At 72.1% G+C, this 13,120-nt stretch carries 13 protein-coding genes; 7 read left to right on the top strand and 6 right to left on the bottom strand.

All coding sequences use genetic code 11. The features are described 5' to 3' along the window. Positions 1 to 105: 105 nt before the first annotated feature. Entirely contained in the window at positions 106 to 1,257 is a 1,152-nt protein-coding gene (locus ACFY1E_RS01670) for a serine hydrolase domain-containing protein (protein ID WP_389070125.1), read from the bottom strand. Positions 1,258 to 1,454: 197 nt separating this feature from the next. Here ACFY1E_RS01670 and ACFY1E_RS01665 point away from each other — a divergent pair, with 197 nt between their 5' ends. Together ACFY1E_RS01665 and ACFY1E_RS01660 are read left to right on the top strand one after the other, a co-directional pair. Then, positions 1,455 to 2,318 (top strand): hypothetical protein, encoded by an 864-nt coding sequence (locus ACFY1E_RS01665; protein ID WP_389070123.1) that lies wholly within the window; start codon positions 1,455 to 1,457, stop codon positions 2,316 to 2,318. Between the two features lie 54 nt (positions 2,319 to 2,372). Next, complete coding sequence (locus ACFY1E_RS01660) at positions 2,373 to 3,188, top strand: EI24 domain-containing protein (RefSeq protein ID WP_389070121.1); 816 nt, start codon at positions 2,373 to 2,375, stop codon at positions 3,186 to 3,188. On the opposite strand, the gene ACFY1E_RS01655 is transcribed toward ACFY1E_RS01660, so the two are convergent. Further along, positions 3,166 to 4,422: a pyroglutamyl peptidase gene (locus ACFY1E_RS01655; RefSeq protein WP_389070118.1), complete on the bottom strand. Its 1,257-nt coding sequence runs from the start codon at positions 4,420 to 4,422 to the stop codon at positions 3,166 to 3,168. The two genes, ACFY1E_RS01660 and ACFY1E_RS01655, sit on opposite strands and share 23 nt — an antisense overlap. A gap of 122 nt (positions 4,423 to 4,544) precedes the next feature. Then, entirely contained in the window at positions 4,545 to 5,501 is a 957-nt protein-coding gene (locus tag ACFY1E_RS01650; protein WP_389070116.1) for a LysR family transcriptional regulator, read from the bottom strand. Between the two features lie 50 nt (positions 5,502 to 5,551). On the opposite strand from ACFY1E_RS01650, the gene ACFY1E_RS01645 reads away from it, so the two are divergent. The 3 genes from ACFY1E_RS01645 to ACFY1E_RS01635 are packed head-to-tail and all read left to right on the top strand — an operon-like array spanning position 5,552 to position 7,133. Next, entirely contained in the window at positions 5,552 to 6,370 is an 819-nt protein-coding gene (locus ACFY1E_RS01645; RefSeq protein ID WP_389070113.1) for an NAD(P)-dependent oxidoreductase, read from the top strand. A 9-nt stretch (positions 6,371 to 6,379) separates the two neighbouring features. Further along, positions 6,380 to 6,769, top strand: a complete 390-nt coding sequence (locus ACFY1E_RS01640) for a RidA family protein (protein WP_389070111.1) — start codon at positions 6,380 to 6,382, stop codon at positions 6,767 to 6,769. Positions 6,770 to 6,794: 25 nt separating this feature from the next. Beyond that, a complete protein-coding gene (locus ACFY1E_RS01635) occupies positions 6,795 to 7,133 on the top strand; it encodes a YrdB family protein (RefSeq protein ID WP_389070108.1) in 339 nt (112 codons plus the stop codon). Positions 7,134 to 7,142: 9 nt separating this feature from the next. Here ACFY1E_RS01635 and ACFY1E_RS01630 read toward each other — a convergent pair whose 3' ends face one another. Beyond that, positions 7,143 to 7,721, bottom strand: coding sequence for a TetR/AcrR family transcriptional regulator (locus ACFY1E_RS01630; RefSeq protein WP_389070106.1), 579 nt, complete (start codon positions 7,719 to 7,721; stop codon positions 7,143 to 7,145). Positions 7,722 to 7,826: 105 nt separating this feature from the next. On the opposite strand from ACFY1E_RS01630, the gene ACFY1E_RS01625 reads away from it, so the two are divergent. Further along, entirely contained in the window at positions 7,827 to 10,271 is a 2,445-nt protein-coding gene (locus ACFY1E_RS01625; protein WP_389070103.1) for a glycoside hydrolase family 3 C-terminal domain-containing protein, read from the top strand. A gap of 77 nt (positions 10,272 to 10,348) precedes the next feature. On the opposite strand, the gene ACFY1E_RS01620 is transcribed toward ACFY1E_RS01625, so the two are convergent. Both ACFY1E_RS01620 and ACFY1E_RS01615 read right to left on the bottom strand, forming a co-directional pair. Beyond that, complete coding sequence (locus ACFY1E_RS01620; protein ID WP_389070101.1) at positions 10,349 to 11,323, bottom strand: aldose epimerase family protein; 975 nt, start codon at positions 11,321 to 11,323, stop codon at positions 10,349 to 10,351. 46 nt (positions 11,324 to 11,369) lie between these two features. Continuing rightward, complete coding sequence (locus ACFY1E_RS01615) at positions 11,370 to 12,257, bottom strand: SGNH/GDSL hydrolase family protein (RefSeq protein ID WP_389070098.1); 888 nt, start codon at positions 12,255 to 12,257, stop codon at positions 11,370 to 11,372. 266 nt (positions 12,258 to 12,523) lie between these two features. Between ACFY1E_RS01615 and ACFY1E_RS01610 the strand changes: the two genes are divergently transcribed. Beyond that, on the top strand, positions 12,524 to 13,018 hold the full coding sequence (locus ACFY1E_RS01610; RefSeq protein ID WP_389070096.1) for a DUF3145 domain-containing protein: 495 nt from the start codon (positions 12,524 to 12,526) through the stop codon (positions 13,016 to 13,018). Positions 13,019 to 13,120: the final 102 nt, after the last annotated feature.

Below are 13,120 nucleotides of genomic sequence, written 5' to 3'. Positions count from 1 at the left end.
GCGTTCGGCCTCTCGACACCGACGCGCCCCCTACGGCTCTCTTCGCGGCCGGTGTCCGGCGGTGCAGTGGGCGTCAGAGGGCCTGTGCCCCTTGGTGCAGCGCCGTCAGCTTGCCAGGGCGGCGGTGTGCACCGCTTTGACCAGCCGCTCGTTCTCCGGCGCCGCCCCGCCCGGGAAGGCGATGCGCCGCCGGGTGTAGCCGTACGCCAGCCCGCTGCGCGGGTCCGCGAAGGCCTGGGAGCCGCCCGCTCCGGCGTGCCCGAAGGCCCCGGCGCCCAGGAACAGGTACCAGGCCTCGCCCGTCGCCTGGAAGCCGAGGCCGAACGCGCGGTGGCCGCGGGCCACCAGGTCGTATCCGACGGAGTGGACCTGCCCGACCTCGGCGACCGTGTCCGGCTTCAGCAACGGCGGCCGGCCCGCCACCTCGCTGATCGCCGCCGCGTACATCCCGGCGAGCCCGCGCGCCGCGGCCACGCCGCCCGCCGACGCAGGGCCCTTGGCCCGCACAGTACGGGAGTTGGCGTGGGCGATCAGGTCCCCCGCCCCGGGCACATGGGAGTTGGACGCGATCGAGCCGAGCGTGTGCGGCCCCCTCGGTGCCGCGTCCAGCACGGCCTGCTCCTTCGCCGTCGGGGTCATCGGCTGCACGGACCGGAAACGGGGCTCCAGCGCCTCGGGCAGCCCCAGGAAGAAGTCCAGCCCGTACGGGGCCCGCACCCGTTCCTCGTAGATCTCCTGGAGGGTGTGGCCCGTGGCCCGCCGCACCACCTCTCCGGTGAGCGCGCCGATGACCAGCGCGTGGTAGCCGAACGCCGTGCCCGGGCGCCAGAACGGCCGTTGGTCGGCGAGCCGTTCGGCGATCACGCGGTCGTCGGCCAGCTCGTCCTCGCTGAACCCGGCGTCGAGCCCGATCAGCCCGGCGCGATGCGTGACCAGGTCCCGCAGGGTCAGCCCCGCCTTGCCCTCGGTCCCGAACTCCGGCCAGTAGTACGTCACCTTGCGGTCCAGCTCCAGCGTGCCGTCCTGCACCAGGAGCGCGACGACCAGATGGGCGGCGCCCTTGGTCGACGAGAACACGCCGTAGAGGGACCCGGCGTCATTGCCGTCCCCGGCCCACAGGTCGACCACCTTCCGGCCGTGCACATACGCGCACAACTGGCCCTCGTAGTCGGGCCGTTCCCCCGCCACGAACGCGGCGAACTCCTCACGCACTGCCTCGAAGCCGTCCGCGACGATGCCGTGGATCTGCTGCTGCACGCGTACCTCCTCCTGGGCTTCCTGAGATCGATACGGCGAGATGTACCTGTCCGACTCAACCCCGACAACAGGCGGTTCATGCCATGGATACCCCCTATGGCGTAGCGCGGGTGGGCCGGAGGGGGCGACGGCGTCCGTCGGATGGAGGCATGCTGAGGGGCGACCGTCGGCACCGAGGCTCCATCCGAGGAGAGCCCATGGCAACGATCCCTTCGCTCCCCAGCAGGGACGACGTGCTGCGCATGGCACGCAACACCACCGACATCACCGGCCAGCTCCTGGACACGGCCGGGAACATCACCCGGATCGCGATCAACACCTTCGACCCGCGGGACGGCTCGGGCGCGGAGGTGCTGCGCGTGCTGCGCGAGACCACCGCGGAACTGGCCGAGGCGAGCGCGTCTCCGCAGGCGCAGGAGGCGTTCTACAGGATCGTCGACACCCTGACCCGGCTGGGCACGAGCGGGGCGCCGCTCGCCGTGCACCCCGTGAGCGAACCGGCGCAGGCCCTGCTGACGGCGATCGGCGACAGCCTCCTGCCGGTGCTGGACGCGGTCGAGCCGGCCGTGGAGGAGTTCGCGGACGCCCTCGGCGACCTGGTCGAGGCGACGTCCCCCGTGCTGCCCGCGGCGGCGGGCGTGGCCGCGGGAGCGCTTCTCGCGGTGACACCGGTACTCCGGGCGGCAGCGGACGTCCTGCGCGAGTCGTCCCCCGAACTCCGCCGCGTCGCCGACGCACTGACCGCCGCCCTCGCCCCCCTGATGCCACTCCAGGTCGCCCTCGCAGCACGCGCCGCGGCCGCCGGAGCAGGCGTCGTCCGGGCAACCCTGCCCCCGCTGGCCGACCTCGCGGAGGCGGCGGCGGCCACGACGAAGGCGGCCCGACCGGTGCTGGTCGCGAGCGAGGAGCTGCTGGTGACCGGTCTGGAACAACTCCAGCCCCTGCTGCTGTCCGCGGCTTCCCGAGCGGGACGGGTGGCCCGGGCGGCGGCGACAAGGGTGTCGGCGGCGGTGTCACCGGCGGCGGAGAAGGGGGTCGTGGTGGCCGTCACCCCGGTGTAGTGCCAGGTGTTCGGCGGTGCCGTCGGAGAAATCGGGGCCCGATAGGGTTCCCATATGCGCGATCTAGGGGCGGGCTTCACCTACCTACTCAAGGGCCAGCGATGGGTGGCCAGGCACGGCAAGCAGTACGGCTTCGGCCTGCTGCCAGGCCTGATCACCCTCGTCCTCTACACGGCGGCGCTGGCCGGCCTGGCCCTCTGGGGCGAAGACGCCGTGACCTGGGCGACGCCCTTCGCCGGCGCCTGGTCCAGCCCCTGGCGAGGCCTCTTCCGCGGCTTCCTCACGGTAGTGCTCTTCGCCCTCGCCCTGCTCCTCGCCGTCCTCACCTTCACGGCCGTAACGCTCCTCATAGGCCAGCCCTTCTACGAGAACCTCTCCGAAAAGGTCGACGCCGACGTCGACCCGAACGGCACGGTCCCCGAGTCCGGCCTCCCCCTCTGGCGCGAGCTGTGGATCTCGGCCCGCGACAGCCTCCGTATCCTCGTGCGCGCACTGCTCTGGGGCGTCCTGCTCTTCGCCCTCGGCTTCCTCCCGCTCGTCGGCCAGACCGTCGTCCCGGTGATCGGCTTCTTCGTCACCGGCTTCTTCCTCACGGAGGAACTCACCGCGGTGGCCCTCCAGCGCCGCGGTGTCGAACTGCGCGACCGCCTCACCCTGCTCCGCGCCCGCAAGACCCTGGTGTGGGGCTTCGGCACCCCGCTGGGCCTGGCCTTCCTGGTGCCGTTCGTCGCGGTGTTCCTGATGCCGGGCGCGGTCGCGGGCGCGACGCTGCTGGCGCGGGAGCTGCTGGGCGAGGAGAGCGACGACGGTGCCGACGACACCGCCGAGGACCCCGACGGGGAGGACGTCACCCAGCGGTCGTGGCGTTGACCGCCACGGTCAGGATCGCCCGTACCTGCCTGATGATGTCCTGCCGGTTCTGCAGGAACTGCGGGTCCGTGACCGTCCCGGTCGCCGGGTCGGTGTTGCCCGTGCCGAACTGCAGCACCGGCGTGTGCACATGGCCGCCGGGCAGGGTGTCGTGCAGCCCGAGACGGTCCCGCAGCAGGGTGGCCCGGTAGGCGATCTCGTTGGAGAGGTAGTCGCCACCGCCGCCTGCCCGCGCGGTCGAGCCGGGAGTGGGCCCGTCCGGCCGTACCACCGCATCCGTGCCGCCCGCCGGGATCTCGGTCACCTCCGTGTGGTCGTACACCGGGAAGCGTCCCGTGTCCGCGGCCACGATCTCCTTGTACGGCAGGGTGGTCGTCGTCCACTGCGGCTGCGAGGCGGGATCGGTGACGGGGATGGTCTCCGTCCGGCTGATGTTGTCGTTGTCGGGGAACCCGCCCCGCCAGGCCCCGTTGGTCCGCTCCACGTCGAACCGCCCGACCCGCCCCTGGCTCACGGTCGTGAACATGTCCACCTGCTTCAGATACGGCCGCAGCGTCCGCTCCACCGTCCCCTCCGCGAAGTCCTGCCAGCGCACCGGGAACACGACCGTCTCGACCCGCGCGGGCCCCTTCGCCGTCTGGATCACCGTTCCGTCGAGCGCGAGCGCGGTGGCCCCGGAGGGATTGGAGATCCGGATGTCCCGGTCCAGCGTGAACGGGTCGAAGCCGGTGACGAGCACGCGCTTGAGGCCCTTGCCGTGCTGCGGGTAGCGGACGTCGGTCTGACCGCGCGAGGTGCGCTCCAAGGCATCGACCAGCGCGGCCCGTTGCTGGTCGCTCAGCCCGAACTCCGGCTCCCAGGTGCGCACTTCACGGGTCATCCCGAGCCGCGCCCAGTACAGCGGCCGGTCGTCGTCCCGGGCCAGGTCCCCGCCCACCGGACCACGCCCCTGCGCCCGGTCCACGGCCCGCCGCCACAGCGCCGACCCCTCGTGTACGACGATGCGGTGGGCCTGCGCATAGGAACGGGCCTTCTCCAGCGCGCGGGTGAGCCGTGGGGCCACGTCGTCGAAACCGGACCGTTCGAGGATCTCCTGTGGTATGGCCTTGTCGAGCCGCTGCTCCTCCACAGTGGGGGAGGGGACGGTCGCGGCGGCGGTCGCCGTGGTGGGGGCGGCGAACCCGGCCAGCAGTGCCAGTCCGAATACGCCGATCCGAACGCGTATGGAGTTCAAGGGAGTTCAGGTCCTTCCGTCGCCGTCGTGGGGGAGCGTGGTGCGGACGGCCGCAGTATCGCCCGACGGAAGTGGTCTACGCCATGGTGCGGGTGTTTCGGGTGTGCATCGAGTACACGCACCTACCCGGGGACGGGGATACGAGCCACCGCCTCCCGCAGTGCCCCGACGAACGCCTCCACGGCCGGCGTCAGCTCCCGCCCCCGCGCCGTCGCCGCGTAGACCGCGCGGGCCGGGGCTCCTTCGTCGAGGACCGGCAGCAGTGCGATGTCCGGGCGTACGGACTCGGCGGCCAGGGCGGGGACCAGAGTGACTCCGAGCCCTGCGGCGACGTACCCCTGCTTGGCGGTCCACTCGCCGACGACGTGCGTCACGCGCGGGCGGAATCCCTGGCGCAGGGCGGCGTCCAGCAGGGTGCCCTCGGGGCGGGAGCTGCCGGAGATCCAGTCGGCGTCGGCGAGCTGACCGAGCCGTACCGGGCCCGCGCGGCCGGCCAGCGGGTGGTCGGCCGGGACGGCGACGTACAGCGACTCGTCGAGGAGGTGGCGGAGTTCGTACGACTCCAGGGGCGCACGGCCGGTCGTCGAGACGACCGCCAGGTCCAGGTGGCCCGCGGCCAGCCGGTCCAGGAGGCCGGGCGTGAGGCCCTCCTCGCGGGAGAGCCGGACCCTCGGGTGGCGGACCCGGAACGCGGCCAGGGCGTGCGGCACCAGCGCCGCGTCGGCCGTCGCGAACGCCCCGAACCGCAGCCGTCCGCCCGCCACTTCACGCAGGTCCGCCAGTGCGCGCGCGGCACCGTGCAGCGTCTCGGCGACCGTCTCCGCGTGCGGGACGAGCAGCCGTCCGGCCTCCGTGAGCCGTACGCCGCGCGGCAGCCGGTCGAAGAGCGCGGCCCCGCCCAGCGCCGCCTCCAGCGAGGAGATCTGCCGCGACACCGCCGACTGCGTCCACCCGAGCGCCCGCGCGGCCACGGTGAACGAGCCGTGCCGGGCGACCACCAGGAACACCCGCAGCCAGACGGTGGAGAGGTCCGGTACGGGTGTGCCTGCTGAGGGATGCTGTTTCGGCATGGCAGCCATGCTAGACATTCGCTTGTCGCATCACAGGTGGCGGACCTAGCGTCGACGGCATGCCGCAGATGGATCAGATCGCCTTCCTGGGCCTGGGGCACATGGGCGCCCCCATGGCCCGCCGACTCCTCGCCGCCGGGCACCCGTTGACGGTCTGGAACCGCACCGCCGCCAAGGCCGCACCGCTGGTCGCCGAGGGAGCCGTGCTCGCCGCGTCCCCCGCCGACGCCGTGCGGGACGCGGACGTGGTGATCACGATGGTCGCCGACCCGGCCGCGCTCGACGCGGTGGCCGACGAGATCGTGCCCGCACTGCGCCCCGGCACCCGGTGGATCGAGATGTCGACCGTCGGCCCGGACGCCGTGCACGAACTCGCCGCCAGGGCAGGGGAGTCGGCCACCGTCATCGACGCCCCCGCCATGGGCAGCACCGACCGGGCCTCGGCCGGTGAGCTCGGCATCCTTGCCGGCGGCGACACGGCAGGCGTCGAGCACGTTCTGGCCCACCTGGGCACCGTGACCCGCACCGGCGGCCCCGGCTCCGCCGCCGCCCTCAAACTCGTCCTCAACTCGGCCGTCATCGGCGGTGTCGCCCTGGTCGCCGAGGCACTGCGCCTGGCCGACGCCCTGGGCGTGGACGGCGACACCGCCCGCACCGCCCTTGCGGGGAGCCCGCTCGGCGGAGCCGTCACCCGCGCCTTCGCCGAAGACGTGCACTTCGGTACCACCCTGGCGGTGAAGGATCTGGCTCTGGCGACAAAGGCGGCCGAACTGCCCATCACGGAAGCCGTGTTGGGGCAGTACCGCCGGGCCGCCGCCGACCCCGCCCTCGCGGACGCGGACCTCTCCCGCGCCGCCGCCCGCATCCGCACCTCCTGAAGGAGCCCCATGAAGGTCATCCTCGACAACCCGGCCGGCGCCCCGCGGCCCGCCAGCCCCTACTACTCCCAGGTCGCCCGAGTCGAACACGCCGATGGCAGCGCCCTGTTGTTCGTCTCCGGGCAGATCGCCGAGGGTGCCACCCTCGCAGATCAGACGCGCGGCATCTTCGAGGGGCTGGACGCGCTGCTGAGGGCGCACGGGGCGACCCTGGCCGACGTCATCAACATCCGTTCGTATCTGACCGACATCGGCAAGCTGCAGGAATACGGCGCTGTACGGCGGGAGTTCCTCACCGGGACACCGCCGACGAGCATGACCTTCGAGGCTTCGCGGCTGTTCCGGCCCGAGGCACAGATCGAGATCGAGGTCGTCGCCGCCGTACCCGCACCGGAGTGATCGCTTCCGGGTGATACTGCCGCCCATGAAGGCAATCAAGGCAGTGAACCTCGGCGTCCTGTTCCTCATCGAACTCGGCGCCCTCGCTGCCGTCTCCTACTGGGGCTTCACCAGGGATGTGGCGACCCCGCTCGCCTGGCTGCTCGGACTCGGTGCCCCGGCCGTACTGATCGTGCTGTGGGCGCTGTTCGGCTCCCAGAAGGCGTCGTACAAGACGCGCGGCGCGGTCCGCGTCGGATTCGAACTGCTCTGGTTCGGGGCCGGCGTGGCCGCGCTGGTCGCCGCCGGGGCAGTGGGCTGGGCAATCGCCTTCGCCGCCGTGTGCGCGGTGAGCAAGGCGCTCGCCGTGATCTGGCGTCAGTAGAGGGGGAGTTCAGACCTTCTCGCCCAGCAGCGCCAGAAAATCCCGGAACGCCCCCGGCATGTCCACCGACTCGGGGTCCAGCAGCCACTGGTACTGCAGACCGTCCATCACGGCCACCAGCAGCGGAGCCGTCCGCTCCGGGGTCAGTCCGTTCGGCAACCGCTCCCCGTACTCCGCCCGCAGCACCGCCGCCATGCTCTCCCGCACCTGCCGGTACCGCCCGGTGAAGTACCCCCGCGCCGGATGCCCCTCCGTCACGCTCTCGCCCAGCAGCGCCGAGAAGGTCTGGATGATGCCGGGCCGCATCGCGTTGTACTCGACCAGCGAGGCCAGCAGATCCACCCGCCACTGCGTGGCCGGTACGGCATCCCACTGGTCCCGGTCCTTCAACACCGCGACCAGCAGCGCGTCCTTGGTCGGGAAGTAGTGCAGCAGCCCCTGCTGGGTGAGTCCGACGCGCTCGGCCACCGCGGCCAGGGACGCGCCCCGGTACCCGCGCTCGGCGATCACCTCCAGCGCCGCCCGCACGATCTCCGCGCGCCGCTCCTCGCTTCTGACCCTGGCGTTCATGGCGTCACCGTACGACATCCCCGTACAGTCAATGTTACGGCACGATAACGAAACCTACCGCGTTACAGGGAGCGGGTGCACGATGGGGCCCACGACGACATGACTCGATGAGGAGGCACCGCCATGGCGGGAACCCCTGGAACCTCTCCGGCCGACCGGGCGCGCGAGGCCGCCGTCGACGCGGCGCTCGGCAAGCTGGACCTGGACGCCAAGGCCCGGCTGCTGTCCGGCCAGGACATGTGGTCCCTGCCCGCCCTGCCGGAGATCGGCCTGAAGTCCCTCGTCATGTCCGACGGACCGATCGGCGTCCGGGGTGTGCGCTGGACCGCCGACGACCCCTCCATCGCCCTGCCGTCCCCGACCGCCCTGGCCGCCACCTGGGACCCGGAACTCGCCCGCCGCGCCGGCACCCTGCTCGCGCAGGAGGCCCGCCGCAAGGGCGTGCACGTGCTGCTCGCCCCCACGGTCAATCTCCACCGCTCCCCGCTCGGCGGACGGCACTTCGAGGCCTACAGCGAGGACCCGTACCTGACCGGGCTGATCGGTGCGGGCTATGTGCAGGGCGTCCAGTCGGGCGGCGTCGGCACCACCGTCAAGCACTTCGTCGCCAACGACGCCGAGACCGACCGCTTCACCGTCGACAACCTGGTCTCCCCGCGCGCCCTGCGCGAGCTCTACCTGGCGCCCTTCGAGCTCATCGTCGAGAACGCCCACCCCTGGGGCATCATGACCGCCTACAACACGGTCAACGGCACGACGATGACCGAGCACCGCCACCTGGTGAACGAGGTCCTGCGCGGTGAGTGGGGCTTCGACGGCTACAACGTCTCCGACTGGATGGCAGCCCGCTCGACGGTCGGCGCCATCGAGGGCGGCCTGGACGTCGCCATGCCCGGCCCGCAGACCGTGTACGGCGCCCCGCTCGCCCAGGCGGTGCGCGACGGCAAGGTCGAGGAGGCCGTCGTCGACGAGGCCGTACGCAACGTCCTGCGGCTCGCCGCCCGCGTCGGCGCCCTGGAGAGCGCCGAGCCGGCCGTCACCGCGCTGCCCGAGCCCGTCGACGGCATCGCACTGGCCCGTGAGATCGCCCGCCGCGCCTTCGTCCTGGTGAAGAACGACAACGACGCCCTGCCCCTCAAGCCCGGCAGGGTGGCGCTGATCGGCGCCGCCGCCCGCGACGCCCGCGTCCTCGGCGGGGGCTCGGCCACGGTCTTCCCGGCCCGGATCGTCTCCCCGCTCGACGGCCTCACCGCCGCCCTCCCCGAGGGCTCTCTCGGCTACGCCGTCGGCGCCGACCCCACCACCGAACTCGCCGTCGCCGACAAGGGCTTCGAGCTGCGGGCGGTGTGCCGGGACGCGGACGGGAACGTCATCGGGACGGGCTCCGCACCCAATGGCCAGATCCAGTGGATGGGTTCCGACCTCCCCGAGGGCGTCACCCACGACCGCCTGCACACCGTCGAGCTGACCGGCACCTTCACCCCGCGCGAGACCGGCCTGCACACCTTCGGCGCCAAGGGCACCGGCCACTTCACCCTCACCGTCGACGGCACGACGTACTACGACGACGTCCAGCGCCCCGCCGACGACAGCGACCCCTTCGAGGCGTTCTTCGGCGCCCCGGTGCCCCGCGCCCAGGCCGAACTGACCGCGGGCCGACCGGTCGAGGTCTCGCTCACCTACGTCTACGCCCTCCCCGAGGAGATCCCCTTCAAGGTCGTCGCCTTCGCGCTCGCCCACCAGGAGCCGCAGCGCGACGCCGACGAGCTGATCGCCGAGGCCGTCGAGGCCGCCCGCGCCGCCGACACCGCCGTCGTCGTGGTCGCCACCACCGACCGCGTCGAGTCCGAGGGCTTCGACCGCAAGGACCTCGACCTCCCCGGCCGCCAGGACGACCTGGTCCGCGCCGTCGCCGCCGCCAACCCGAACACCGTCGTGGTCGTCAACTCCGGCTCCCCGGTCGAGCTGCCCTGGCGGGACGAGGTCGCCGCGGTGCTGCTCAGCTGGTTCCCCGGCCAGGAGGGCGGTGCGGCCCTCGCCGACGTGCTGACCGGCGCGTACGAGCCGGGCGGCCGCCTGCCCACCACCTGGGGCTCCCTGTCCGACGCCCCGGTCACCCAGGTGGTGCCCGAGGGCGGCGAACTCGCGTACACGGAGGACGTCTTCATCGGCTACCGGGCCTGGGAGAAGCAGGGCCGCACCCCCTCGTACCCCTTCGGTCACGGCCTCGGCTACACCGACTGGACCTACGAGTCCGTCGAGGTCGACGGCACCACCGCCACGATCCGCGTCCGCAACTCCGGCGAGCGCCCGGGCCGGGAGGTCGTGCAGGTCTACCTGGCGCCGGCCGAGCCCGGCCCCGACCGCCCCGCACGCCGGCTGGCGGGCTTCGCGGGCGTCGAGGCGGCCCCCGGCGAGACGGTGGAAGCCGTCGTCGAGATCCCCCGCCGCGCCTTCGAGGTCTGGGACGAGGAAACGGATTCATGGTCACTTGTGAAGGGTTCGTACGAGATCCAGGTGAGCCGCTCGATCGCCGACTGTCGCCTCACCGCGACGATTAACGTCTGATCCGGGACAAGTCTCCCCACGAACAGCCCCGGCCCGGGACCTGACCCCTGGGCCGGGGCTCGTGCGTTCCGCTGCCGCTAGCGGGTGGTGAAGCCGTACACCGTCTCCGACCGGAACACCCCGCCCGGCCGCAGCACCGTGCTCGGGAAGTCCGGGTGGTTCGGGGAGTCGGGGAAGTGCTGGGTCTCCAGTGCGATGCCGTCGCCGGGGGCGAAGGGCGCGGACAGGTGGTCCGCCGTGTAGAGCTGGAGGCCGGGCTCGGTGGTGGCCACGGTCAGCACCCTGCCGGTCGCCGGGTCGTGCAGTTCGGCCACCTCACGGGCCCTCTCGGTCACTCCGCCGTCGAGCACGAAGTTGTGGTCGTATCCGGCGCCGACCTTCCGCGCCTGACGGAAGTCGAAGCGCGTGCCCGTCACGTCGGCGAGCTCGCCGGTCGGGATCAGGTCGGCGTCGACCGGGGTGTAGCGGGAGGCGGCGAGCCGCAGTTCGTGGCCGCCCGCGCTGCCCGAGCCGCCGAGGTTGAAGTAGCTGTGGTTCGTCAGGTTCACCACGGTCGGCGCGTCCGTCACCGCCTCGTACCCGATGCGCAGGGCGCCGGACTCGTCGAGCGTGAACGTCGCCGAGACCTCAAGCCGCCCCGGGAAGCCCTCCTCGCCATGCGCACTGACCCGGCTCAGCCGCACCCCGTACTCGCCGGCCGGCGTCACCTCCCACACCCGCTTGTCGAAGCCGCGCTCGCCGCCGTGCAGGGAGTTGGGCGGCGTGTTCTGCTCCAGCGCGCACGTCACCCCGTCCAGCGGGAAGCGGCCGCCCGCGATCCGGTTGGCGTACCGGCCGATCAGCGCGCCGAGGTACGGCTCCGGGTGCGTGAGATAGCCGTCCAGGTCCGCGAACCCCAGCACCACGTTCCCGGCGCGCCCGTCCCGGTCCGGGACCTCCAGGGTCTGCACGATCCCGCCGTACGACAGGATCCGCACCCGCACGCCGGCCCGCTCCAGGGTCCAGCGGTGAACCGGGGTGCCGTCGGGAAGTGTGCCGAAGAGTTCGTTCATGTGCGGAACTTTAAAACACGGCCCTCCGACCCCGGATCACAGCACCTCACGCCTGCTTCCCCGTCACCTTCCGGTAGGCGATCTCCGCGAGCCGCGCCTGCCCGTTCACACTCGGATGGAACCAGTCCCACTGGCTCAACTGGGCCGTGCCGAACCGGTAGTCGTACACCGCGCCCCCGTCGAACCGGCACCGCCGGTCCTTCGCGCAGACCTCCTCCAGCACCTTGTTGTACGCCTCCACGCGCTTCTGCACGGTGTCCCGCCGCAGCGTCGCCGCCGAGTCCAGGGCGTCCGCGTCGCCCAGCATGGAGGGGCAGATGCCGAGCTTCCACACCTGCTTGCCCAGCGGGTTGGTGCGCCCCTCGGACCACAGCCGCTTCAGGTTCGGCACGCTCGCCACGTACACCTGCGTCTTCGGCAGCGACCTGCGCAGGGTGCTCAGCGCGTCCTCGAAGTCGGCGCGGAAGCTCTCCACCGAGGTCATGGCGGCGGTGCTGGCCCGGCAGGCGTCGTTCGCCCCCGCCATCACCGTCACCAACTGGGGCCTGCGCGTCACCGCCTGCGCCATCTGACCCGGCAGGTCCGCCATCCGCGCCCCGGTCACCGCGTAGTTCCAGCTGCGCTCGGCGGCCTGCGCCTTCCCCAGCAGCCGTACGGCGAGGCTGTCGACCTTGGCGCTGCTGCCGGTCGCCCAGGACACCTCGGGGCAGTCCGACAGGACCGTACAGGCGTCGAAGCCGCGGGTGATGGAGTCACCGACCGCGGCGATCGAACGGGGGCTCACGTCCCACGCCGGCGCGGGCTTCGCGCTGTGCGCCTTCGTGCCCGTCGGCCCGGCGGAGTTGCCACCGACGGCGTCACACCCGGCGACGCCCAGGACGGTCACCGCCACGGCGGCGAGAACGGTCCGTGAACGGTGGCTTGGCTTCCGCATACGCCGGTGATCCCCTCGGTGCGTCCGTCTGTGTACGGATGTGTCACCCCATAACAACGCGCGAGAGTTCCCGATCCACGCACCCTGCAACGGTTCACACCCGTACAAGCGTCCTGCCGGGTGAATGGCGGACGTTTCAGCGCATCGGGACCGACGGTACGTCACACTCCTTGCGCCGCCGCACGGTAGCCTCGCCATCAACGTGGCCGTCCGGCCACGGCCGTCCGCCCGTTCGCCAGATTGTCCTGCTCTGCCCGGAGGTCCCGGTGACGACACGTGGGGTTCTGTACGTGCACTCCGCGCCGCGCGCGCTGTGCCCGCACGTCGAGTGGGCCGTCGCCGGCGTGCTCGGCACACGCGTCAACCTCGACTGGATCCGGCAGCCCGCGGCGCCGGGCACCTGGCGCTCGGAGTTCTCCTGGCAGGGCGAGGTCGGCACGGCGTCCAAGCTCGCCTCCGCGCTGCGCGGCTGGCAACTCCTGCGCTTCGAGGTCACCGCCGAACCCTGCCCCACGGCGGAGGGCGAACGCTACAGCTGCACCCCCGACCTCGGCATCTTCCACGCCGTCACGGGCATCCACGGCGACATCCTCATCCCCGAGGACCGCCTCCGCGCCGCCCTGACCCGCTCACAGCAGGACGAAACGGACCTGGAGTCCGAAATCACCAAGCTGCTCGGAAAGCCCTGGGACGACGAGTTGGAGCCATTCCGTTATGCGGGAGAAGGAGCACCGGTTCGTTGGCTCCACCAGGTGGTGTAGGTCTTTTAGGGGCGCGGGGAACTGCGCGATCAGCCACAGACGGCCCGCAGTAGGCCGACAACAGACGTCAGACGGCGAATGGCCCGCCCCCACCCCGGGGAC

The organism is Streptomyces sp. NPDC001604 (assembly GCF_042893475.1).
In the GTDB taxonomy this organism is placed as follows: domain Bacteria; phylum Actinomycetota; class Actinomycetes; order Streptomycetales; family Streptomycetaceae; genus Streptomyces.
This window is presented reverse-complemented; position numbering and strand designations above follow the sequence as displayed.